Annotated in this window: 15 protein-coding genes; 9 read left to right on the top strand and 6 right to left on the bottom strand. The window is 60.4% G+C overall.

What is annotated here, in order from left to right:
- Window positions 1–78 precede the first annotated feature (78 nt).
- From IPM54_32645 to IPM54_32630, 4 genes are all read left to right on the top strand, one after another.
- Window positions 79–2,871, top strand: coding sequence for a hypothetical protein (locus IPM54_32645; GenBank protein ID MBK9264522.1), 2,793 nt, complete (start codon window positions 79–81; stop codon window positions 2,869–2,871).
- A gap of 295 nt (window positions 2,872–3,166) precedes the next feature.
- Entirely contained in the window at window positions 3,167–4,180 is a 1,014-nt protein-coding gene (locus IPM54_32640; GenBank protein ID MBK9264521.1) for a metallophosphoesterase, read from the top strand.
- Between the two features lie 290 nt (window positions 4,181–4,470).
- Window positions 4,471–4,893, top strand: coding sequence for a hypothetical protein (locus IPM54_32635; protein ID MBK9264520.1), 423 nt, complete (start codon window positions 4,471–4,473; stop codon window positions 4,891–4,893).
- Between the two features lie 81 nt (window positions 4,894–4,974).
- Window positions 4,975–5,586, top strand: coding sequence for a TetR/AcrR family transcriptional regulator (locus IPM54_32630; GenBank protein ID MBK9264519.1), 612 nt, complete (start codon window positions 4,975–4,977; stop codon window positions 5,584–5,586).
- A gap of 65 nt (window positions 5,587–5,651) precedes the next feature.
- On the opposite strand, the gene IPM54_32625 is transcribed toward IPM54_32630, so the two are convergent.
- The gene (locus tag IPM54_32625; protein ID MBK9264518.1) at window positions 5,652–6,491 is read right to left on the bottom strand and encodes a hypothetical protein; all 840 of its coding nucleotides are present in this window, start codon (window positions 6,489–6,491) and stop codon (window positions 5,652–5,654) included.
- 260 nt (window positions 6,492–6,751) lie between these two features.
- Window positions 6,752–10,612 (bottom strand): protein kinase, encoded by a 3,861-nt coding sequence (locus tag IPM54_32620; protein ID MBK9264517.1) that lies wholly within the window; start codon window positions 10,610–10,612, stop codon window positions 6,752–6,754.
- Window positions 10,613–10,834: 222 nt separating this feature from the next.
- On the opposite strand from IPM54_32620, the gene lon reads away from it, so the two are divergent.
- Both lon and IPM54_32610 read left to right on the top strand, forming a co-directional pair.
- A complete protein-coding gene (lon, locus tag IPM54_32615) occupies window positions 10,835–13,228 on the top strand; it encodes an endopeptidase La (protein ID MBK9264516.1) in 2,394 nt (797 codons plus the stop codon).
- 287 nt (window positions 13,229–13,515) lie between these two features.
- On the top strand, window positions 13,516–14,811 hold the full coding sequence (locus IPM54_32610) for an MFS transporter (protein MBK9264515.1): 1,296 nt from the start codon (window positions 13,516–13,518) through the stop codon (window positions 14,809–14,811).
- Window positions 14,812–14,851: 40 nt separating this feature from the next.
- On the opposite strand, the gene IPM54_32605 is transcribed toward IPM54_32610, so the two are convergent.
- Window positions 14,852–15,202, bottom strand: coding sequence for a hypothetical protein (locus IPM54_32605; GenBank protein MBK9264514.1), 351 nt, complete (start codon window positions 15,200–15,202; stop codon window positions 14,852–14,854).
- A gap of 215 nt (window positions 15,203–15,417) precedes the next feature.
- On the opposite strand from IPM54_32605, the gene IPM54_32600 reads away from it, so the two are divergent.
- Complete coding sequence (locus IPM54_32600; protein MBK9264513.1) at window positions 15,418–16,356, top strand: DUF58 domain-containing protein; 939 nt, start codon at window positions 15,418–15,420, stop codon at window positions 16,354–16,356.
- Entirely contained in the window at window positions 16,353–18,377 is a 2,025-nt protein-coding gene (locus tag IPM54_32595) for a VWA domain-containing protein (GenBank protein MBK9264512.1), read from the top strand. The genes IPM54_32600 and IPM54_32595 overlap by 4 nt, the downstream gene beginning before the upstream one ends.
- A gap of 27 nt (window positions 18,378–18,404) precedes the next feature.
- Here IPM54_32595 and IPM54_32590 read toward each other — a convergent pair whose 3' ends face one another.
- Both IPM54_32590 and IPM54_32585 read right to left on the bottom strand, forming a co-directional pair.
- Window positions 18,405–18,785 (bottom strand): hypothetical protein, encoded by a 381-nt coding sequence (locus IPM54_32590; protein MBK9264511.1) that lies wholly within the window; start codon window positions 18,783–18,785, stop codon window positions 18,405–18,407.
- 28 nt (window positions 18,786–18,813) lie between these two features.
- Window positions 18,814–19,983, bottom strand: a complete 1,170-nt coding sequence (locus tag IPM54_32585; GenBank protein ID MBK9264510.1) for a hypothetical protein — start codon at window positions 19,981–19,983, stop codon at window positions 18,814–18,816.
- Window positions 19,984–20,629: 646 nt separating this feature from the next.
- On the opposite strand from IPM54_32585, the gene IPM54_32580 reads away from it, so the two are divergent.
- Entirely contained in the window at window positions 20,630–21,661 is a 1,032-nt protein-coding gene (locus IPM54_32580; GenBank protein MBK9264509.1) for a hypothetical protein, read from the top strand.
- A gap of 101 nt (window positions 21,662–21,762) precedes the next feature.
- On the opposite strand, the gene panB is transcribed toward IPM54_32580, so the two are convergent.
- Window positions 21,763–22,692, bottom strand: coding sequence for a 3-methyl-2-oxobutanoate hydroxymethyltransferase (panB, locus tag IPM54_32575; protein ID MBK9264508.1), 930 nt, complete (start codon window positions 22,690–22,692; stop codon window positions 21,763–21,765).
- Window positions 22,693–22,745: the final 53 nt, after the last annotated feature.

Genomic DNA, 22,745 nt, shown 5'->3' with positions numbered 1-22,745 from the left:
TCAATTTACCCTGATCAAAAACGGAACACCCTTTCACACACATGCTCGTTCGCGTTAACATACGCGCACGAGGCGATCATGGAACGAACGAGCCGAAAAATCCCGGTAACCGAACGACAATTTCTGTGGGTTCAAGACGACGACAAAGGCGAAGTGACGCTGCACGTCGGGCCCACGATGGTATCGCCGACTGCCGCCGATCGCGTGGTGATCGACGACGGGCTGGGAGGGTTTCGCGAAGACACGACGGGCAAACCGCAAAGCATGGTGGAGCTCGGGGACAACCAATATGCGGTGCTGTTCAATCCACTCGCGGAAGCGGACAGCGGTCCCAATGGTCGATTCAAAAATGGTCGCAACGAATCTCGCCCGCTACGTAATGGCACGCGGTCGATGATTCCCGGTCCTTGTTCGTTCTACCTGCGTCCGGGCCAGCGCGCCGACGTGCGCGACGCCCACGAGCTTGCGTCGAATCAATATTTGGTGGTGAAAGTATACGGCGAAGCAGACAGCACCGCGCCGTATTACGAAGTAACGGCGCGTTCGGCCACGATTACCAAAGCCACCGAGGAAAACCTGGACGAAACCCAGCAAGCCAAACAAACGCGCGAACCGGTGGCGTTGAAACGCGGTCAGCTCATCGTCATTCGAGGGCTCGATACGCAGTTTTACATTCCGCCGACAGGCGTGGACATCGTACCGGATACGTCGATCGACGATAGCGGAGCGTCCATCAGCGCAGCGGTGGCTCGTCAAGTGCTCGGGCAAATGGGTGTGGACGTGGCGCGCGAGGAAGTTGGCGCAGCGGCAGCGCCGGAGCCTGCATACGACGAGGAAGAATCGTATGCGGTCAAGGGGCAAGCTCGTTCCAAAGTGCCAAACCAATTCATCGATCAATCGGCGCGCATGCGCGGGCGCAAGCAAGCACCTGGTGCACCACCGCCGCCACAAGCGCCCGCTGCAGCGCCCGCTCCTGCACAGCAAGCCATCGTTTCGCCAGCGGCGATGCAAGATTTGTTGGCATCGAGCACGGTGCGTCGGGCCATCGAAGCAGAAGCGCGGCAAGCGCGGCTCATTCGACGAGCCGTCGTGCTGAGCGAAAAAGAATATTGCGTGATCGTCGATGCCGACGGGAAACGCGAAATCAAAGTGGGTCCGGCGAGGGTTTTTCCTGGACCATACGACACGTTCATGACCGAAGGGTCGCGCAATCGCATTTACGACGCTTACGAGCTACTTCCGCAACGTGCGCTTTGGCTGCGCGTCATCGCGCCCATCAAAAAAGCGGACTTGGCTGCGAAACTGCCTCGAGGGTTCGAACTGGCGAAGGACGAATACTTCCCGGGCGACGAGCTGTTGCTCACGGGGGTGTCGACGTTCTTCGTGCCCTTCAACGAAATCGAAGTGCTCTCGCCGGAAACGGGTCAAGCCGTCGTGGGCAACGATCATGCGCGAGTCTTCATCGAAGCGCTTGGAATCGATCAAAAAAGTGGCATTTACGTGCGCGACTTGGCCACGGGCGAAGTGCGGCTCGTGCGAGGCAAACAATCGTATTTGGTGGATCCGCGCAAAGAAGTTCAAGTGACGCGCACCGTGCCGACCGACGATTGGAATTTGTGGGTCGCCGCGAATGAACCGCACAAACGAACGAACAGACCCATAACGACTCCGTGGGCATTGTCGGTGACGGTGCCAAACAATACGGCGGTGCTCGTGACGAGTGCCAATTCGCGACGCGTCGTGGAAGGGCCGTGCGTGACGCTGCTCGGGTACGAAGAATCGCTCACGGCATTGTCGCTGTCGACGGGAACGCCGAAGAGCGACGAGAACCCGCTCAATACGTGTTTTTTGCGTACGGTGGGAAATCGGATTTCGGACAAGGTCACGGTCGAAACGGCGGATTTCGTCAAAATCAGCGTGCGTCTGTCGTATGCGGTGGAATTTTTGGCGGATCACAAGGACCGCTGGTTCAACCACGAAAACTACATTCAGTTCATCGTGGATCGCTTGCGCTCGATCATGCGCAGCCGGTGTCGATCCGTATCGCTTTCGACGCTGTGGCCGCAATTGCCGGCGGTTTTACGCGACACACTGCTTGGTGAACGCAAAGATGGCGCGCGACCGGGAAGGCTCTTCACGGAAAATGGCACGCTTCTCACGGAAGTGGAAGTGCTCGGCGCGGAAATCGAAGATCGCGAAGTCGCGGCGTTGATGCAAAAGGTGCAAACGGAGAGCGTGACGCTTGCGATTGGTGATCGAAAAGCACAAGAGGCGCTCGCTTCGGCGAAATTGCGAGCGGACGTGGAAAGGCAAACCCAGGAATTGCTCGGGGAGGCTCGGGTTCGGGCGGCCAAACTCGATGAAATCAGCCGCAAACTCGCGCACGAAGCTGCGCTTTCCGCGGCACGCGAAGAAGAAGCGGTGCGGCGCGAACGGCAGACACTCGCGGACGAGCGCGAAGCAACGACGCTGAAAGCACGCCTTTTGCGAGATGCCGAATCCAAAACAGCAGAGCTCGAAACCGTGCGTAAAGACGCCGATGCACGTGCCGAAGCTCAGCGCGTGCTGAATCAGGTGCAAGTGGAATTCACTACGCGCATTCGCGAGCTCGAAATCAAGCTCATCGAAGTGCAGTCGGCTGCAACGGTGGCGGAACGTCAAGCCGTGCAAAGGCAACTCGTGGAAGCCATGGTGGCGCTCGGGGACAAACTGCTTTTGACCGAGGTCGCGGAAAACATGAACCTCGTGAGCCTCTTCAAAGGCAAAGACGTGGGGACCATTCTTTCCGAAGTGCTCGGAGGGACGAAGGTGATGCATACGCTTCGTTCGGCCATCGAGTCGTCGAAGGCGGAAGCAAACGGCGCGGCTTGATAGCGGGCCAGGATTTGCGCGCTCGCGCCTCACCCCCTAACCCCCTCTCCAACTACGCTTCGCTTCGTGGAGAGGGGGAAAAAGACAAGAAAAAACCCGTTCAACGCCCTTTCTCCCCCCTCTCCACGCAGCATTGCGGAGCAATGCGGAGTTGGAGAGGGGGGCCGGGGGGGTGAGGTGCGTGTTAAGATGAGTCATTGCATCGCTGTCCGGAATCCTGTCCGGGTCATTTTGGCGGCCGCTCGTCATACAGGACGCGCACGTTCGAATCCACCTACGCGAAGGAGTACCTGCCATGCCGAGCACCATCATCATTGGAGACATTCACGGTTGCCACGCCGAGTTACTCGACCTGCTCGATAAAGCGGGCATTGGCGACGATGATCTCATCGTCAGCGTCGGCGACATCGTCGATCGCGGCCCCGATCCGCTCGCGTGCATCGAGTTTTTCCGCAATCGAAAAAACAGCGTCGTTCTTTGCGGAAACCATGAACGCAAACACGTTCGCGGCGTTTTGTCGTATTCGCAGCAAGTCGCGAAATTGCAAATAGGCGAGCATTACGACGACCACGCAAGGTGGCTTGCAACATTGCCTTATTATTGGGAACGCGACGATGTACGCGTCGTCCATTGGGGCCTTTTCCCAGGCGTGCCGCTCGATCAAGTGCCCGAAGACGTCCTTGCGGGTACGGCGTCGGGCGATACGAAATTGAAGGAACGTTACGGGGACAAACCCTGGTACGACTTCTACGACGACGACAAGCCCGTGGTATTCGGCCATTCGGTCGTCGGCGCCGAACCGCTCGTTTTGCGAGATCGAATTTTTGGCATCGATACGGGAGCGTGCCACGGAATGCGTTTGACCGGGCTGCTACTTCCCGAAATGCGCATCGTGTCGGTCCCCGCGCGAATGGATCATTGGGCGAAAGTTCGCCAAGAATGGCAAGCCCCCGTTTTGCGAACATTGCCGTGGCAAACGATGACATTCGAGCAAATCGACAAGAAATTGCGATCCTTGCGAGATCCTGAGCTCGACCGCGACGTGCTCGATCGCATATCCCAATGGGCAGCCGAATTGCGGGCGTCCATTCCGGAATTGCGCAATCGCCTGGATGCCGAAGTCGCTCGGCTCGTACAGGAAACCGGAGACGATTTCGGCCGTGCCGCAGCGGCTCATCCAGCAGCATCGTGGCTGCATCGATGGCACACGGGCCGCTTGTCACGCGAACACTTGGGTTGCGCATCGCCCCAACAACTGCTAACGCTCGCCGCGGCGCTCGGGACAACGCTTCCCGCGTCCCCCATCTGAACCATCGTCACTTGCTCGAAACGTTTTGCGCATCTTGCCGCACACGATGCACAAAACGTTTGACGTCAAACTTTTTTCCGATGGGCAACAGTCGTTCAGTCCCATTGTTTTGACCACCAACGAATTGCCACGGTTCGACCTCGAGGCTGAAGACAAGCGCTTGCGACGCTCCTTCGCCCGATGCGAAAACGGCATTCGCAGGATCGATGACGCGAGGTCCACGTTCTGGTAGATCGATGCGGATGGAGAACGCTGGTTTGTCCCGCCCCTCGAGTACGCATCACACGTCGGTGACCCGGACGAAACGGCTCGTGCGATGTGCGATGCTCGCGATGCTGCTCGGCTCCGTGAGCTGCGAAAATCGCACGGATGCCGAGCAGAAGCCGGCTCCATCGGCACAGGTGCCAGCGCCCGTCGACGTAGCATCCGCACAGCCTCCGAAGCTCACGGATCAAGCCGTGCTAGCGCCTCCGAGTTTGTCGCCGGAGCTATTGCCTGGTACCGCATCTTCGGCGACGACGCCCGCTTCGAGCGCCGCGGCACTTGCACCTTCTGCGGCAGCCGTTGCGGCGACGGCAAGCGCGGCTGTAGCGCCGCCAGCGGCCGCGACGGCGAACCCCAAAGCTCCAGGCGACTCGCCGGGCATTCGAGTCGACACGCAAACGCCTGGACCCATGGCACCTCGAACACCGAAACCGGCAGACACGATGTAAACGCCTGCAGGTTGGTCATGACAAAGTTGTCAGCACGCGTGACCTCATGGCAAATTCGTTCATGGTTCGGCGGATGAAACCATGAGCGAAGCGGCGCGACGTGAGCTGATTTTGCAGGCAGCCGAGCGCCTGCTCGAACATTACGGGCCGCAAAAGACGACGGTTGCCGATGTCGCGCGCGAAGCGGGCATCGGTGTCGGGTCGGTCTATCTGGAATTTCCGTCGAAGGAAGCGATCATCGAAGCGCTTTCGCGAGCGCGTCACGATGCAGTGCTTGCTTCGATGCGAGCTGCTGCGGAGAAGGCGGGTTCGTCGTGGGCGGAGCGGCTTTCAGCGGTGATGGATGCGCGGCTCGAGGCGTATTTGTCGCAAGCTTCGGGAGGTGCGCATGCTCGAGATTTGCTGCACTGCACGAATCAGGCGGTGAAGAGCGCGTCGCAATGGTTTCACGACGAGGAACGGGCGCTCGTGACGGAGCTGCTCGATGCAGGCGTGAAGGCGGGAGAGTTTGACGTCGGAGAACCCGCGCTGACGGCAAGGATCATTCTGCGGGCGTACACGAGCTTTGCGCCGCCGTGGGTTTTGTGTGGCGATCACGAAGAGACGCGGGCGCTTTCACGGGCGCTGCACGAGCTCGTTTTGCGTGGCGTGCTGAAACGCGGGTCGCAGAGGCGCAAGCGCGATGGGGGATGAAAAAAGAGCCGGAGTGCTGCGTTATCGGATGATCACGCGTCGAACGAGGCGATGATGACGGTTTGTCACAGAAGAGAGGTGGTGATGACGTTGTCCGTGCGCTTGTGGCTCACGCCCGGCTTCTGTTTGCAGTCCTCGTAGTAGCCACGCGAAGAGTTGAATTTTTTACAGACCGACGAGCATGATCCGACGATGTCGATGATGCCGCACTGTTCAATCGATCCATCGGGGAGCACATGGCCCGCGGCGCAATCGCGCTGCTGGTCGCGCGAATTGTCCACGTTGGAGCTCATGTAACACGCATTGAGGTAGGGTTGCGACGCCCAGAGGTTGCCCCAGAACGCGCCTTCGATATTGGGATAATCGTCGAGCTCGGGATTGTGCGGATGCAGCTTCAACGGCTTTTCCCCTGAACGAACGGAAATGGTGACTTGCACTCCATAGAAATTGACTTTTGCGGCCAAGCATGCGCTCACCATCTCTTGGCCATCTTTGTCGAGACGACCCTTGGCCCATTTGGGAGCGAGTCCTAGTTGGCCCACATAATGTTCGTCATGAACGGCGTCGCCTGAATCGGTCCAGGTGAAATCGAACGATTGGTTGGGCTTGAGCGCACATGCCACGATGTATCGCAACAGTTCCCGATTGAGATCACCCTGCGCAGTGGGCGCCTGAATGGCGGCGATCGCGTTGAGCGTCATCGCGTTCAGCGTGAGCGCGTTGAGCGTCATCGCGTTTGCTGTGAGCGCGTTGAGTGTGAGAGCGTTGGCTGTCATTGCGTTGACCGTGAGCGCATTTTCCGTCGTGAGTGCGTCTTGAGTCACTCCCGAGGATTCCTCATCTGCCTCATCAGGGAGAGGACCTGCTCCGCAACCGGACAGCGCTGCCAAAGTCACGAGGGACATCAATGCATTGAGAATTCTCATGACTACCTCCGTCGTTGTACACGGGGAATGATCGACCAGTTCGAGTATCTCCGACTGCAGCATGAAACTCAAGCAGATTTTTTGCTTATTTCCAGACTCGTGCGCAGGAAAATGTCTGGTCGCTGCAACTACCACCATGCCCTACGATTTGTGCTTGGGCGTGACGCGACGACGCACCGCGCACGCAGACATCTTTGAATTAGGAGCTTCGCTGACGAAATTGTGACGCGAAAGTTGCGTCAAGAAGCTGCCACGATGGTGACATTGGTCATTGTTTGGGAAAGCGACGCAAGCCCGCGCTGCAATCGAGGGATCATTACGGTGAGAACGCGGGTGGAAAGATCGAGCGCGCGCTCGAAGCGCCGCTTCGCCTCGTCATGGCGTCCATTGCGCATGGCCCAACGCGCACGTGCCTCGAGGACTTCGATCTGCTCTTGTCCAAACGAATACATGGCCGAACGCGCTTCGATGTCGTCCCATTGCGCATCCGTCGCGTCGCTCGTCGCCGTCTCGATCATGGCGGCGAGCACGTCGTCCGAAGGCGAAAGAAGCTCGTGCCCGTTGTGGCTTTCGCGTGCGACGGTCTGCAAGTGCCGAACTTGCCCCATGATGCGGCGAGATTCGTCCGCATGGCCGCGGTAGAGCTTCATGCGCGCCTGAAGCATCAACACGACGTGCAATAAACTGGCCGTCGCCGGCTTGGAAGCAAGCGCAATCACGGCCGCCAAATGAAACTCTGCCGTCTCCAAGTCATCCAAGAAATAGAGATACTCGGTGAGATTGAAGTGCGCGATGAATTCGGCTTGTGGCTGTCCGAGCTTGCGCCCGAGCGCGATGGATTGCTCGAAATCGGCTATCGCACCCTCGCGATCACCACGATACCCACGTACGAGTGCGCGATTGCTGAATGCGGGCCCGATGTGCAAGAGGTCGACACGTTCCTCGCAACTACGGATGACTTCATCGAGAACGGATGCAGCTTCCTCCAATCGACCGAGGCTTGGAAGAAGGAAGCCCAGCATGAGAAGAGCGATGACGCGTGTCTCGTGCCCCTCTTCGCCCAGGTTTGCCGCGGCATCTGCTGCACGCACAAGTTCCTCGGCCGCTTGCTCTTGGCGACTCGAACGCACCGACGAACGACCAAGTCCCAGGAGCAATCGAGCATCGATGAGTGGCGAGGGGCGTTCGAGCTTCAATGCCTTCGCTTCGAGCACGCGCTCCTCACCCTTCCGATATTCGCTCAGCCAATCGAGTACCATTGCTTCGTCGAGAAGCAGTTCAATCTGAGCCAGGGTGTCTCCTTCGACCGCAGCCTGCTGCGCCGCGGCATGCAAAACCTCGACCGCTTCCGCGTGTTGATTGAGACGAAATCGCGCCAGACCACGACCTCGTTGCGCCGAAATCGGCAATGAACCCAAAAGCTCGAGCGCCCGCGAATACCACCGCTCGGCATCCAAGTCGTCACGACGCGCGCTCGCAAGCTCGGCGCCGCGAATGTAGTACTGCGCCGCTCGGGCCCCGAGCCCACCACGCTCGAAATGGCCCGCCAAGATCAAAGGGTTCGTCTCGCCCGCTCGCTCCAAAAGATCGCCCGCGAGACGATGACCAAGCTCGCGATCCTTTTCCGTGAGCAAGCCATAAGCACCTTCGCGAAGGAGCGCCTGACGAAATGCGTATTCCTCGTCGCCCGCGAATCGACTCTCGCGATGACGAACGCAGATTTCGTTCTTGACCAGCATCGACCACGTATTCGTCAAATCCGCGCCGACCATTTGCGATACGATGCTGCGCCAAAAAACGTCCCCGAGCACGCTCGCCGCTCGGAGCGCCCGACGCTCGAGAGGCTCGAGACGTTCGAGACGTGTCTGAACCATCGCCACCACGGTGCTCGGCATTGCGCCGCCGCGATCTTCGGACGCCGTACGAACGAGCTCTTCCAAGAAAAACGGATGCCCATCGGCCAGCGAAACGAGGCGTTCGACGAGTGATGCCTCGACGGATTCGCCGAGCACTTGGCGCACGAGACGCGCGCTCGCTTTCGGCGAGATGGGACCGAGCGTCATGAGCTGACGACCGTTGTCGGCCCAAAGGTTTGGGAAAACTTGGTCGATTTCGGGACGCGCGGTGCCGACGAGCAAAATGGGTTCGTCCGCAAGATCGCGCAGCGCTGCACCAACGGCAGCGACGGATGCGTGATCTCCGAATTGAACGTCGTCGAGCACGAGCAACAGAGGGCGGCGCGCACACACGGCGCGCAAGAAATCGTGCAGCGCAAGCTTCATCTGCTCGCCGCAAAGCTCGGGATCCTGACGCGCAGCTCGCAAGGGCAAACTGTCCTCGTCCGGGAACGGTACGCCCGCAAGCTCGCCCAAAAATTCCGTCACGCGACGTTGTTCGTCTTCCTCGACAAACCGACTCACGAACGCCGCGAACTTCTCACGCCGAACGTCCATCGATGCGCCCGGCGTAATGCCCGCCGCGCGTTGCAACGCATCGGCGAGCAGGCCGTACGTCGAGCCTGCGCGTTCGGGATCACCTCGACCGATCCAGATGGCGAGGGGTTTGCCCGCTTGACGGTTTCGTTCGACAAACGCTTGCAAGAGGCGCGATTTGCCGATGCCCGCGGGACCCGAAATGACGACGGCAAATGCCGCCGGTTCGGATATGACGTTGGTGAGCGCCTGGTCGAGCATCGCGAGCTCGCGTTCGCGACCCACACATGCGGTGACCTTGCCGAGCAGCGGGCGCGAGGTGTCGAAGACGTCGCGTTCGCCTCGAAGCTCGAATCCGTGTTCGTCGAGGTCGATGACGTCGAAGCGCGCATCGAGAAGACCCGCGGTCGTGTCGTCGATGAAGATGCGATGCTCCGTTTCGATGTCGTCTTCGCGCGGTGTGTAGAGAAGCTGCACGGCGCGTTCGATGGCATCGCCCACCGGCAAACCGCGCCCCAATTCGCCCCATCCGGTTGCGATTGCAATGGGCGCCTCGGGCACGTGCGTGCGAAGTGCGAGCGCGCAACGAGCGACTTGGGTGGCGATATCGGTGGGAATGCTCGTTTGATCGAAAATGACGACGGTCGTGCCGTCGGCAAACAATTCGTGATGCGCGCCGAATCGTTCAATGACCACCTTCACGTCGAACGGCGCGGGCATGTCCATCGTAATGGTGACCGTGGCGTCCTGCTGTATCGTCGGCGGTTTTCCGACCAAAACGACGCCAAGAAAACGCCTTTCATCACGACCAATCGGTTCGTCGATTCGCTCGCCTTCGGACCCGATGGGCATTGTGGCCGCTTCGAGGAGCCGCGCCACCTCGGCACCATCCTGCGGCCGCAGCGCAGGATCTTTGGCCAGCATCCGCTCGATGAGCCTGTCCAGCCAATCCGGCACATCGGGCGCCAATTCGCTCGCACGCAGCGCTTCCTCGAAAACGACCTTCGCCAGCACCGCCACCAAATGCTCGGCAACGAATGGCGGCTCCCCCGTGAGACATTCGAAAAGCAAGCAGCCGAGCGAAAAAACATCCGCCGTCGCTTCGACTTTACCTCCCGAACGCGCTTGCTCGGGCGCCATGTAGCTTGGCGTGCCAACCACCGTGCCGGCCGCGGTCACACGCGTCGCATCAGATACATATGCAATGCCAAAATCGAGTATTTTGGGCTGATCGAGGTTGCCATCGACGAGAAAAATATTGGCCGGCTTCAGATCCCGATGCACCACACCTTGCGCATGCACCGCCCCCATCGCCGAAGCGATGCGCATACTCACCGAAAGAGCTTCCTGTACCGAAAGCCGCCGGCGCGTAAGCACCGACAAAAGGTCCTCGCCCTCCAGCCATTCCATGACGATGAACGCTTCGCCATCGGGCGACACCCCACTGCCCACGTATTCGACGACGTGAGGATGATGGATGCGTTCCAGAATCTCCGTCTCACGCTGAAAACGTGCTCGGTGCTGAGGCGACGTATCAAGCAGGATCTTGGCAGCGACGCTCTTGCCAGTGGACAGATCCGTGGCACGAAAAATCTGTCCCATGCCCCCCGCTCGAGCCTGCTCCTCGATGCGGAATCGATGCCGTAGGACGCTGCCAATCCTGATCATCACGGGCGATCATACAAGGTCTGGGGCGCCTTGGGCAAAACACGGTCAACCGTTACTTAGTTTGAGTGATTCAAGCCACATATCCAACCGAAGTTACGCATCGTTAGGTCGACCCGTTGACAGAACGTTGAACGATTTTATTCTTCGTTCATTCCTCGCGATACGGCCAGACTGAGTCGGCCGGACGAGGAACCCCCATTTCCTCGTCGAAGGAGTCTCACGATGACGCGTGATAGCGCCCATTTGCCCACGTCTGCATTGCCCGTCCTGCCGCTGCGTAATGGTGTCCTTTTTCCCGGTACGGTCATCGCATTGCCCATTGGCCGAGAGCGCTCGGTCGCGCTCGTCAAAACGGTTGCAAAAGGCGATGTCATTGGCGTGGTGACTCAAAAAGACCGCAACGTGACCGATCCGTCGGGCGACGACATCCATGAGCTCGGGACGTATGCGAAAGTGGTCGAGACGGGGCGCATGCCAAGCGGTGATATGCGGCTCGTCATTGAAGGGATCGCTCGGATGAAGCTGTCCGCCATCGTGCGGCAAGATCCGTTTTGGCTGGCCGAAGCCGAGCCGGTGCAGGATTCGGGCGGTGATACGGAGGAGGCGCGGCTTTTTGCGCGTGCGCTCTTCGATCAAGTACGAGAGCTCGGGCGAGGCATCGAAAATTCGATTGGCGTGACGACATCGGATGAAAGTCCGTCGCTTTTTGCCGATAGGCTCGCGGCCGTCTTGGGGCTTTCGTCGGACAAGGACTTGCGCGTGCTCGAAGCGCTGGACGTGGTGGAAAGACTGCGGCTTCTGGCCGGGTTTGTCTTGGAACAGAAATCGCTCTCGGAGGTCAAGCGCAAGATCGAGCAGGACGTGCGGCGCGAGCTTGGGAATCAGCAGCGCGAAGCGATTTTGCGCGAGCAGCTTCGAGCCATCAAAAAAGAGCTCGGGGACGACAAAACCGACGGTGACGTAGAAGGATTGCGCGAACGGATCGAAAAAGCGAATTTGCCGGACGATGCCAAAGCCGTGGCAAAGCGGGAGCTCGACCGACTGAGCGCGCTATCGCCGCAACAAGCCGAATACAACGTGATTCGGAATTATTTGGAGTGGATCGCCGACCTTCCGTGGAACGTTCACGCGGATGCGAAAGACGACATCGACGCGGTATCGAAAAAACTGGACGAAGATCACCACGGGCTCGACGAGGTGAAGCGTCGGATTTTGGAGCACATTGCGGTCTTGCGTCTGAAGGGAACGACGAAAGGAAGCATTTTGTGTTTGGCGGGTCCTCCCGGCGTGGGAAAGACGTCGATTGGACAATCGATTGCCGAAGCGACGGGGCGGCCGTTCGTGCGCATTGCGCTGGGTGGCGTGCGCGACGAAGCGGAGATTCGAGGGCATCGACGTACGTACGTGGCGGCTCTTCCGGGCAGAATTTTGCACGGCATGAAAAAGGCCAAGGCGAAAAACCCGGTGATGCTGCTCGACGAAATCGACAAGCTGGCGGTGGGCTGGGCGGGAAATCCCGAAGCGGCGCTGCTCGAAGTATTGGATCCCGAGCAAAACAAGACGTTTCAGGATCACTACTTGGAGCTGCCGTTCGACTTGTCCGAGGTGCTGTTCATTTGCACGGCAAACGATCTGAGTCAGCTTTCGGCGCCACTCCGGGATCGGCTCGAAATCATCGAGATGTCTGGCTACACGCAAGACGAGAAGATTCACATTGCTCGGAAGCATTTGATTCCGAAGCAGCTTGCGGCGCACGGTATTCCGGACGGGAGCTTGACCATTGCGGACGACGCGCTCGGGACCATCGTGCGCGGTTACACGCGAGAAGCAGGGGTTCGGCAATTCGAGCGTGAAATCAAGAAGCTTTGCCGCGCATTGTCGCTCGAAGTGGCGCGCGCAAAAGACGAAAAGCCGACGCTGAACGTGGACGCAGAGAATTTGCGCAAATACCTTGGCAAGGAGAAGTTTTTTGCGGAAATGGCCGAGCGCACGGCGGTGCCGGGCGTAGCGACGGGTATGGCGTGGACGCCGGTGGGAGGTGACATTCTGTTCATTGAAACGAGTCGCATGCCGGGGAAAGGGCGCGTCGAAATCACGGGGCAGCTCGGGGATGTCATGAAAGAATCGGCAAAAGCTGCTCTTTCGTACGTAAAGAGCCACGCCGCCGAGCTTGGGGTCGACACGGACAAACTGGAAGAACAGGATTTGCACATTCACGTACCGGCCGGAGCCGTGCCGAAGGACGGGCCAAGTGCGGGCGTGACGATGTTCACGGCGCTCACGTCACTGCTTTCGTCGCGGCGAGTGCGGAGTGATACGGCGATGACGGGTGAATGCACGCTGCGTGGGCGAGTGCTTCCTGTAGGCGGGATCAAGGCGAAGGTGATGGCGGCGCATCGAGCGGGGATCAAGCGCGTGATTTTGCCGCAGAAGAATGCGCGGGACGTGGACGAAGTGCCGGAAGAAGTGCGCAAGAGCCTGGATTTCGTATTCGCGGAAGACATGAGCCAGGTGCTCGCCGCGGCGCTCGAGAATGCGTCCGGTGACGCTGAGGTAAACGGGGGGCTCGGTGCGACGGCGGACCATGCGGCGCCCGAGGTACGAGCGGTGCATTGAGCATAGAGATACCGGGCCAGTGTTTGCACCCTCGCTACGCGCGCGTAAGACGCGCGCGTAGCGAGGCCAGTCGATGGTGGGGTCGCCTGGCTCTATAAGTCTTTTGGGTCTACGACCCAAAAGACGAGCCGACTGCTCTGCCCCCCATACCCCCCGAATGGCCCAGTCTTGAATTGCTGGGCACTTCAGGTGCGAATGACTGAGACCACATGGCGCGTAACACGCGTGGCAGCGAGAAACACAAACGCTTGATAGCTCGGACGTCAAGACCGTGGTAGATGGCGGCCGTGACGCAAGACCCGTCTCCTTCCGGCGAGCTTTCCACATACGCCCCACAAGCTGCACCGCCGACGTCAATGACGAAGCGCAAGGTGCCTACCCATCTACGCCGTCTTTATGCAGCGACGGTTCCTTTCGGTATTGGCTGCGGCATCTCGTTGGGGCTGACGCCCACACATTTACCCAAGCTCGGGTTTACCAAACAGAACATCGGCTCGTTGTCCGTCTTTTTTGCAGCAGGTCTCGTGCTCTTCGCGTTGCCTGTGGGCGTGCTCATTCGGCGGTTTTCCGCGGAACGAATCATGGCCGCGAGTTTGTTCTGCTACGGCCTCACGCTGATCGCATTCCCGTACGCAACGACCTACGAGAGCATTGCGTTCGTCCGATTTTTCGATGGAATGGGCACCGTGGGGGTATGGGTCGCGTCGGAAACCATTCTGCTCGCGCATGCACGAAAAGAACACAAGGCGTACCTCACGACGCTATATGCGATATTTTTGGCAAGCGGCTATGTGATAGGTCCGTTCGCCTCGATGGGTTTGGCCAAGGTCGTTCCGAATACGGTGTCGTTTGCCATTGGCGGTCTATTCGAGCTGGCAGCAGCCATGTTCGTGCTCACGGTATTGCCCCCGATACCGCCGGCAGAGGGCGTTTCTTCGGACGAACCGACCGAAAAGAAGGCCGTTTCGACGAGCGAACCGCAATTGTCGGGCCTCCAGATTCTCTGGCGCATCAAGACGTCGTGCTTTGCAGCATTCTCGTATGGATACTTCCAAGCAGCCGTCGTGCTGTTCTTGCCGCTTTTCGTCATCGAGACCAAAGGCATCGAACCGATAAAGACAAATGTCTTCCCGGCGTATTTCTGTTTCGGCATGCTGCTCTGTTCCAACATTGCCGGGCGCATCGCCGACCAGGTGGGGCATCTCAAGACGGTGCGTGCACTTTCGATGATCGGGCTCATTGCAGTGCTCGGCTTCGTGTACATGGATCCGTATTGGTTGATGTGTACGATCGTATTCATCGCGGGCGGGACATTCGCCTCGATGTCACCGATCGCGCTGGCGCTGACGGGTGTGGTGGTCAAGTCGCGCGATTACAGTCGCGCGAATTCGATTTACAACATGTTTTACGCCACGGGCATTTTGCTCGGGCCGCCCATTTCGGGCGTCATTTTCCAGCGCTGGGGCGGCGGGGCCATGCTGAATCATCACGTGGCGCTGTGGGGGACGTTCGTTCTGTTCACGATGATTTTCATTCACGACGACCCGGCCAGCCGCAAAGGGAAAAAGCTGGCGACGAGCTGAAGCCGAGCCTGGGTTTGATTGCTCGCTTGGCGGGTTGTTCTCAAGGCGTAGCGGCATCGCCACCTGCGTCGGGTTGACCGCGCGCAAGTAGCGGGCCAGGACAAACCACGGGGCGGCTTCTCTCGCGCCGTCCTTCGCGCAAGCATGTCTTGCCCGCTACGCGGATGCGCTCGCCCACTTCGAGGTCCTGCGGACACGGGGTACGTTCGGCAGGTGAAACCCGGTCACCTTCGACCGAATAGACCTCACAACGATCGGTGGTGCGCGCGAGATAGTGTCGCGACGTGGGACGACGAGGCGCCGCGGCAGCGCTTGCGGATGCCGATGGGACAGCAGAGGTCGCTGGTGCGACATGCACCTCGGGCGCCGCGGAATCTTGACAAGAAGCCACGAGCACAACGAAAGCAACAGCAAACCGGGGCGCGAAATCAGCGCGACGGACGTGCACGCTCGGGTCCTTGCCACAGCCGATGAGACGACGGCCAAACGCATGCTAGTGCTAGGCTCGTCTCCGTGCGAGAGCTTCCGCATCGAATTTCCTAGTGTGAACGTTGGGGGCTTCGGATCGCCACAGGCGTCCTGCGCCCCAAAGCCCAAACCGAGCGAATGGCCGACCTCCGCCCAACATCAACAAGATCGTCGTCGGACGGGATCCCCATCGATTGGGGAACCCTGGGTCCCTTACGCCTGCGAGCAAAACAACTGGCAGAAGGCGTCTACGCCGGAAGTCACCGCAGCGCACGCAAAGGGCCGGGCGTCGAGTTTGGAGGTCACAGGCCATACGTGCCGGGTGACGATTTACGGTTTTTCGATCGTCGCGCATTGCTGAAGCACGACCGAATGATGGTGCGCGAGTTCGAAACGGAAACGGATCGCGCACTGTGGCTCTGCGTGGATGCAACCGCATCGATGGCGTACCGGAGCGCAAAAGCGCCGGGCGCAAAGCTGGCGTACGGCGCGCTCATCGGTGCCGCGCTCGGCCGAGTGGCGCTGTCGAGCGGTGATCCGGTGGGACTTGCGTGGATCGGTGGTCGAGGCGCGCTTGCGCTGCCAGCTACGGGCGGTCGAGAAGCGTTCGATCGCGTGGTCGGTGCGCTCGAGTCGATCACGGCCGCAGGCGATGCAAAGGCCGACGCAGGCGCGATGGAGCGAGCGCTTTCGCCCATCGCAAGGCGTGCACGGCGAGGGTCGATCATCGTGCTCATCAGCGACCTCGTGGACTTGCCCGAACAAGCGCTGTCCGCGTTCACGGCTCTCGGAACGAACGGCCGATCGCTCGTGGTCGTGCGCGTGCTCGATCCGATGGAGATTTCGCTGGGTTTTTCCGGGCACGTGCGGCTCCGAGCGATGGAAGGAAGCGCCGTCGTGGAAACGGATGCGGACGAGGTGCGGGCGACGTATCAAGCAAAAATCCACGCGATCGCGGAGCGTTACGCCGAAGAGCTTTCGCGGCGTGGAGGTAGGTTTGTCGATGCCACAACGGACAAACCAGCGGCGGATGTCGTGCGCGCGGTCGTTCGCGCCGTGTCGGAGGCGCGCGCGTGAGCTTTCTGTCCATCGCCGCATTGCTCGTCGCCCTCTTCGTCGCGGCTCCGATCGCAGCGCATCTCTTGCGCCGGCGAAAAGCCGAAGAGCAACCCTTTCCGCCGGCCGAGCTGGTTCCGCCCACGAAACCCGCGGCGCGTCGCCGCAGCATGCTCGAAGATCGCGGGCTGTTTGCAGTGCGTGCGCTCAGCGTGCTGCTACTGGCAGCGCTCGGGGCAACTCCGTTCGTAAATTGCGCACGGCTGGGCATCGCGCGCAAAGGAGGCGCATCGGCCGCGCTGACGCTCGTGATCGACGACTCGCTGAGCATGCGCGCACCGCTCGATCAGCGCGCCATCTCCGTGAGCAGACCGAGCAAGTTCACGCGAGCGCTGGAAGCCGCGCGCGAGCTCGCCGACGGGCTGAACAGCGGTGATGCGGTGGCCATCGTGCTTGCAGGCGCGCCTCCGCGCGTGGCGCTCGCGGCGACGACGAACCTGTCGGCCGTGAAGGCGACGCTCGACAGCATCACGCCATCCGATCGCGCAACGGACCTCGAAGGAGCCATCCGTTTGGGGCGCGAGCTGGTGCGCGGGGTGCCGCATGCCGACCGACGCGTGGTGCTCTTTTCGGACCTCGCAGATGGCTCGCCCGATGCTCCACCCATCGGCGAAGGCTCGGACATTCCCGTGTGGATTCCGCTTCCCGAGCTGGAAGCGAAAGGGAGCGACTGCGCGATCACGCGAGCCGATCGAAGTGGCGTGAAGGTGCGCGCACGCATCGTGTGCAGCCCAGCGTCGAACGCGAAAGGTCCTGCCGGACAAACCTCGGCGTCCGCAGGGCGGTCGATCCAAGTGTTCGACCGAGACAAACAGCTCGCATCGGCGCCGCTCGGCGCGTCGATCCGTGCCGAAGAGGTGGTGCTCGAAGTGCCGGCGAATGCACCGAGCGACCTGATCGTGAAGTTGTCGCCGGGTGATACGATCGCCGAAGACGACGTGGCGCCGGTCGTGCATGTCGGTGGATCGCTGCCAATTGGCGTGGTCGTCGATGCGGCGACGTCGCAAGTTGCCACGGGAGGTCCACCTCCCATCGAGCAAGCGCTCAGCGCGTTGCAGCTCGATGCCGAAGTGCGTCCGCTCGCTGCGGTTCCGGATAACGGCGACGAGCTCGGTGCGTTTGCGGGCATCGTGATCGACGACGTGCCGGGATTGACGCCGGAAGGGCGCAAGGCGCTCGCAGCGTGGGTGGAGCATGGAGGCGTGCTGCTTGCGACGTTCGGCAAGCGTGCGGCTGCAGCTCCGCTTGGTTCGGGCTTCGATCCTGTCGTGCCGGGTGTGGTGCGGTGGGCTCCGAGTCCCGCGACAGGGGCCGAGCCATCGAGTGCGTTTTTCCTGGGACCGAGCGCGGAAGGATTGAACAAGCTCGCGCCGGAAGGGCGGGCATCGTTTGAGCCCATAGCAACGGCGGGCGCGGACATCTTGGCGCGATGGACCGATGGAGCGCCGCTACTGTGGCGTCGATCGATGGGACGTGGAGCGGTGTTCGCGTTGTCGCTACCGCTGTCCACGGACGAGAGTGATTTCGTTTTGAGGCCGGCGTTTCTGGCGTTGCTCGAGCGGTTTGTCGGGACCGCACGGTCGCGTGGAGGCGCGCGTTTGGTGGACGTGGGCGATGCGTTCACGTTCGATGGTTACAAGGACGTCGTGGTGGAGTACGTCCCAGCGCAATCGGGCGAGCCGTCGCAGAAGATGGATGTGGCCGAGCAGAATGGCCGGCGGCTCGTGGTGACGTCGCTTGCGGGGCGTTACGTGGCGCGCATGGATGGTGAGCAGACGACGCGGATTGCAGCGGTTCCCGAGCGCGAGATTGATTTGCGGCCGCGGAAAATCACGGATGCGTCGCGAGCGGAAACGCAGGGAGGCGTGCAGCCGGCGCTCGATGCCTCGCCATATGTGGCGCTTGGGCTTTTGGGGTTATTCGCGATCGAATTGATATTGCGGACGTGGGGTCAGCGGCGGGACGCGGCGAGCGTTTCGTAGGGTTGGCGCAACGAACACGCCATTACATCACGGGCACGCCATGCCTTGATTGCAGTCGCCTTTGCATTCTTGGCAAACGGCGCAGATGGCGAGCGCGTTGTAATCGGCGATGCCGGCGACGTGCATCTGTGCGCACATGTCGTTGCACATCTGGTCGCCGGCCGGGCAAGCACCGTAGCAATTCGAGAGGGCAACGCATTCGGGGTTTGCCGAGCAGATTGCGAGGTCGTCGGCGCACAATCCGCCAGCTCCGATGGAGCATTGGATGCACGTGTCGCAATCGTTGGCGCCGTCGCAGCTTGCGGGACAGCCATACGCCATTTTGTCGACGCCGCAGCTCCCCGTGCATTCCTGACAGAAAAGGCAATCGGTCAGGGCGATGTAGTCGTTCACGCCATTGGGTGACATCTGCGCACACGTGTTCGGGCAGTTGGGGTCATTGGCAGGACACGCATTGATGCAGTTGACGAGGTCGACGCATTCGACGTTGAGGGCGCAGGTTTGCAGTTCGTCCAAGCAAACGCCATCGAAAGCGCAGCCCTGGCAGGTACCGCAATCCATTGCAGCATCGCATGCCGGCGGCGGCACACGTGCCATTGAAGCATGCAACGCTGGCGGGACAAACGTTGCCGCAAGCGCCGCAGTTGGCTTCGTCGGATTGCGTGTCGACGCATTCGGTGCCGCACTTGGTCAGGCCCATTCCGCAGGTGGAACCGCACGTGCCATTCGAGCACACTTCACCGGTGGCGCAGGCCGTGTCGCACATGCCGCAGTTGCTCGGATCGAGCTTCGTGTCGACGCAGACGCCATTGCACTTCGTCGTTCCGCCGGTGCATTGCGTATCGCAGTTGCCATTGGAGCAGACTTGACCCATGGGACAAGCAATGCCGCAAGCGCCGCAGTTGCCAGGGTCATTTTTCGTGTCCACACACGCATTGGCGCACTTCGTCGTTCCGCCGGCGCAATTGAGCGCGCATTTGCCACCGGAACACACTTCGCCAGGGCCGCACACGGTGCCGCAAGCGCCGCAGTTCAAGCCGTCATTGGCGACGTCGACGCAGGACGTGCCGCACTTCGTCGTTCCACCGACGCACGTCAAGCCGCACGTTCCATTCGAGCATACCTCGCCCTGCGCACAGACGGTTCCGCACGCGCCGCAATTGGCGACGTCGGTCTTGATGTCCACGCAGAGGTTCCCGCATTTCGTGGTTTGTCCGACGCAGTTGAGCTGGCATTTGCCGGCCGTGCACACTTCACCCACCGCGCATGCGGTCCCGCATGCACCGCAATTGAGCGGATCGATTTGGATGTCCACACACTTGCCATCACACTGCGACGTCCCGCCGACGCATGAAAGGCCGCACGTTCCATTGGCGCAAACTTCGCCGTTCATGCACTTGGTGCCGCACGTGCCGCAGTTGTTGGGGTCGAATGTGGTAATGGTGCAGCTACCATCGCATTCGGTTTGTCCTGGCGGGCAAACGGGACCGCCGCCACCTGCGCCGCCGCCGCCCATGCCAGCCATGCCAGCGGATCCGCCACCGCCGCCAGCTCCCGCCGTACCACCGGCACCCGCCGAGCCTCCGGCGCCCGCCGAGCCCCCCACCGCCCGCCATTCCTCCCTCGCCACCAGCGCCGCCACTGGCGCCCGTCGTATTGTTCGAGGTCGAATCGGGTCCGCAGCCGACGACCGTCATGGTGCCGATTGCCACTGCCAATGCAGCGACAAGCCGTTTCCATCCACCGCGCTTGGTTTGCGCTTCAACGTTCATAAAAACCGTGCCTCCTCGTGAGTAAGCCATGTTCATTCGATCGATTTCCTCAGCCAAGCAATCGCAGCGCGCGATCTGCGCGTGTTCGAACTTGATCGTCATGCAAAGAAAGCAGAAAACCGATCACCTACGCTGCGGAACCGCCCGCAGCAGAAACAGGCTACCACCCGCGCGATGCGAAAGAAAGCATTTAACCCCATGGATGGACATTTACTGACTCATCTGTACCATTTTTCAAATTTTCCATTGGCATCGGCCGGCAATTCGTCATCCACAAATGCGTTTTACATACGCTAACAATGCGTGGCGGGAATCGATTGGATCGATCACGCCGAGCAGCTACCGTGAACGAGCACGTGGAAGCGATCGGGCTTCGGGGGGTGGTTCTGATGTAATTTTTTACACTCAGGTTTTTCCCTACCATACCACTGCAGTCGTACGTGGCTTGACGACGAGGAATCGTCGTGACAAACGCAAATCATGCATCTTCGTCCCAAACATCTCTGGGTCCTCGCGGCGTCGTGTTTTTTGCACGTTCAGGCGGGCGAGGTGTATGGTCAAGGCAAACGGAACGTCCCGGGTAAAACGGCTCCCAAGAAAGCGGCGCCGGCCAAGAAGAAGCCCGAGCCGATGAAGATACCCATGGGGCGGCAAGAAATGGGCGCGTGCGTGCGCCCTCGAGATGGCCTGCACAAATGGGGCTTCAACGACAGTGGGGGGCTCATTGAGAGCAATGTCGAGCACGAGGTTCAAAAGGCGGGGACGAAGTGGGTGTATGTGTTCGATCCGCGGGCCAATAAGACGGTCGTCGATCGGTTTCCGAGTCCTTTTAACGACTTGAGGTGTCCGGGTGACACGCGACCACCGGCCGCGGCAGCCGCCGCGCCCGCCGCACCACCCGCGCCCTTGACCGCTCCACCTCCGCGATTGGGAGCGGGTTCGGCAATGTCGCAGTGGGTCGAGCGTTTCTGCAAGGCGGCCGAACAGTTCCCCAGCTCGAGCGGTATGGAAGGGAAACAATCGAAAAAGCTCGTCGCGCGACTGTACAAAGCCATCAAGTCGAGCAAGCGCATGAAGCCACTCACATCCAGCGATTTGAGTGTCGAAGCGGCCAAAATGCTCTTTGATCACTTCAAAGAGACCATTACGGATGCAATGACCCACCGACAAGTCGTCGCGCCATACAACGTCCAGCGAAAATTCGTGGAGCGCGCAAACCCGCCGAATTGGAAATTGCTCAAGCTCATAGGTGATGACATCATCAAGCGCAGCGGGGTCGGTACCACGGATACGGCACCCACGGTGATTGTGCGGCGTGATGCGTATGATGCGCTGAGCAGCGCGATCAATCAGTTTACGGCCCAAGCGCAGCCACAATCGATGCAGGCATTAAAAGCGGCCTACGAAAAAGCCTACGCGGGGCGTCCTTCATGGCAACAAGCCATCGCACCGTACTTCAAGGTACAGGAGGAAGAACAAGCGGAAGAAGAGGAGGAAGAAGAAGAGGAATGAGGGTGGTCAATTGATCAGGCTGACGCCGGACGTGAGCACGACCGCGGCCCGATGTGAATCCCCATTGCGCACAACGTACCAACGCTTACGTGTGACGCCAATCAATGCGTCTGCCAATGAGGCGGGATCTCTTCCAGCGGCTCGGGCGGTGGCTGGACCGGACGCGGCGCCCTTCGCGGATCGTTCGGCTTGAAGGTGTGCTCTGGCGCGGGAAACGACCGCTCCTGAACTTCGCCGACATAGAGCTGCGTGGCCTGGACAATCTGTTCGCCTACCTGGGCAAACCTCTTGGCAAACTTGGGCTCGAGATCCGGGAACATGCCGAGCATGTCGTAACAAACGAGCACCTGACCATCACAACCGGCTCCTGCTCCAATGCCAATCGTTGGTACTGAAACGGATGCCGTCACTTCTTCCGCCAGGTCCGGAGGAATCGCTTCGAGCACGATGGCGTAAACGCCCGCTTCATCGAGCGCTCGGGCATCACGCAGGAGACGTGCGGCATTGTGCTCGCCTTTGCCCTGCACCTTGAAACCGCCCATCGCATGCACCGATTGCGGCGTGAGGCCCACGTGTCCCATCACGGGAATGCCTGCCGCGACGATGCGTCGCACATGCTCGGCGACTTCTTCGCCACCCTCGAGCTTGATGCTTTCGAATGCGCCGTCCTTCATCATGCGGCCTGCATTTTCGAGCGCTTGGACAGGTGAAACCTGAAAGCTCATGAAGGGCATGTCGCCGACGACATGCGCTCTGCGTGCGCCGCGAGCAACCGCGCGCCCGTGATAACAGATGTCTTCGACCGTGACGGGCAACGTCGTCGGATGGCCTTGAATGACCATGCCGAGCGAATCGCCGACGAGGAGCATGTCGACGCCTCCGGCATCGAGCAGCCTCGCCATGGTGAAGTCGTACGCGGTGACCATCGCCAGGGGCAAACCCCCTTTGCGCGCGCGAATCTCCGGTACCGTGACTTTTTTGGGCAGTCCACCCGAACGCCCAGCACTTCCCTGACCTTTGGGACCGTACATGCATTCCTCCGGGTCGCGGCCGCAAAGCGCGGTCCACGCCTCGCTGATGAGGC

It is taken from the genome of Polyangiaceae bacterium, assembly GCA_016715885.1.
Classification (GTDB): Bacteria; Myxococcota_A; Polyangia; order Polyangiales; family Polyangiaceae; genus Polyangium.
The sequence above is the reverse complement of the archived record's forward strand: the minus strand, read 5'-3'. Positions and strand labels throughout refer to the sequence as shown.

Bases quoted from the DNA above. Each gene is read 5' to 3' on its own strand.
- IPM54_32645 (MBK9264522.1), top strand. From the start codon at position 79: ATGGAACGAACGAGCCGAAAAATCCCGGTAACCGAACGACAATTTCTG.
- IPM54_32640 (MBK9264521.1), top strand. From the start codon at position 3,167: ATGCCGAGCACCATCATCATTGGAGACATTCACGGTTGCCACGCCGAG.
- IPM54_32630 (MBK9264519.1), top strand. From the start codon at position 4,975: ATGAGCGAAGCGGCGCGACGTGAGCTGATTTTGCAGGCAGCCGAGCGC.
- IPM54_32625 (MBK9264518.1), bottom strand. From the start codon at position 6,491: ATGTCCCTCGTGACTTTGGCAGCGCTGTCCGGTTGCGGAGCAGGTCCT.
- IPM54_32620 (MBK9264517.1), bottom strand. From the start codon at position 10,612: ATGATCAGGATTGGCAGCGTCCTACGGCATCGATTCCGCATCGAGGAG.
- lon (MBK9264516.1), top strand. From the start codon at position 10,835: ATGACGCGTGATAGCGCCCATTTGCCCACGTCTGCATTGCCCGTCCTG.
- IPM54_32600 (MBK9264513.1), top strand. From the start codon at position 15,418: ATGGCCGACCTCCGCCCAACATCAACAAGATCGTCGTCGGACGGGATC.
- IPM54_32590 (MBK9264511.1), bottom strand. From the start codon at position 18,785: ATGTCACCCAATGGCGTGAACGACTACATCGCCCTGACCGATTGCCTT.
- IPM54_32580 (MBK9264509.1), top strand. From the start codon at position 20,630: ATGCATCTTCGTCCCAAACATCTCTGGGTCCTCGCGGCGTCGTGTTTT.
- panB (MBK9264508.1), bottom strand. From the start codon at position 22,692: ATGTACGGTCCCAAAGGTCAGGGAAGTGCTGGGCGTTCGGGTGGACTG.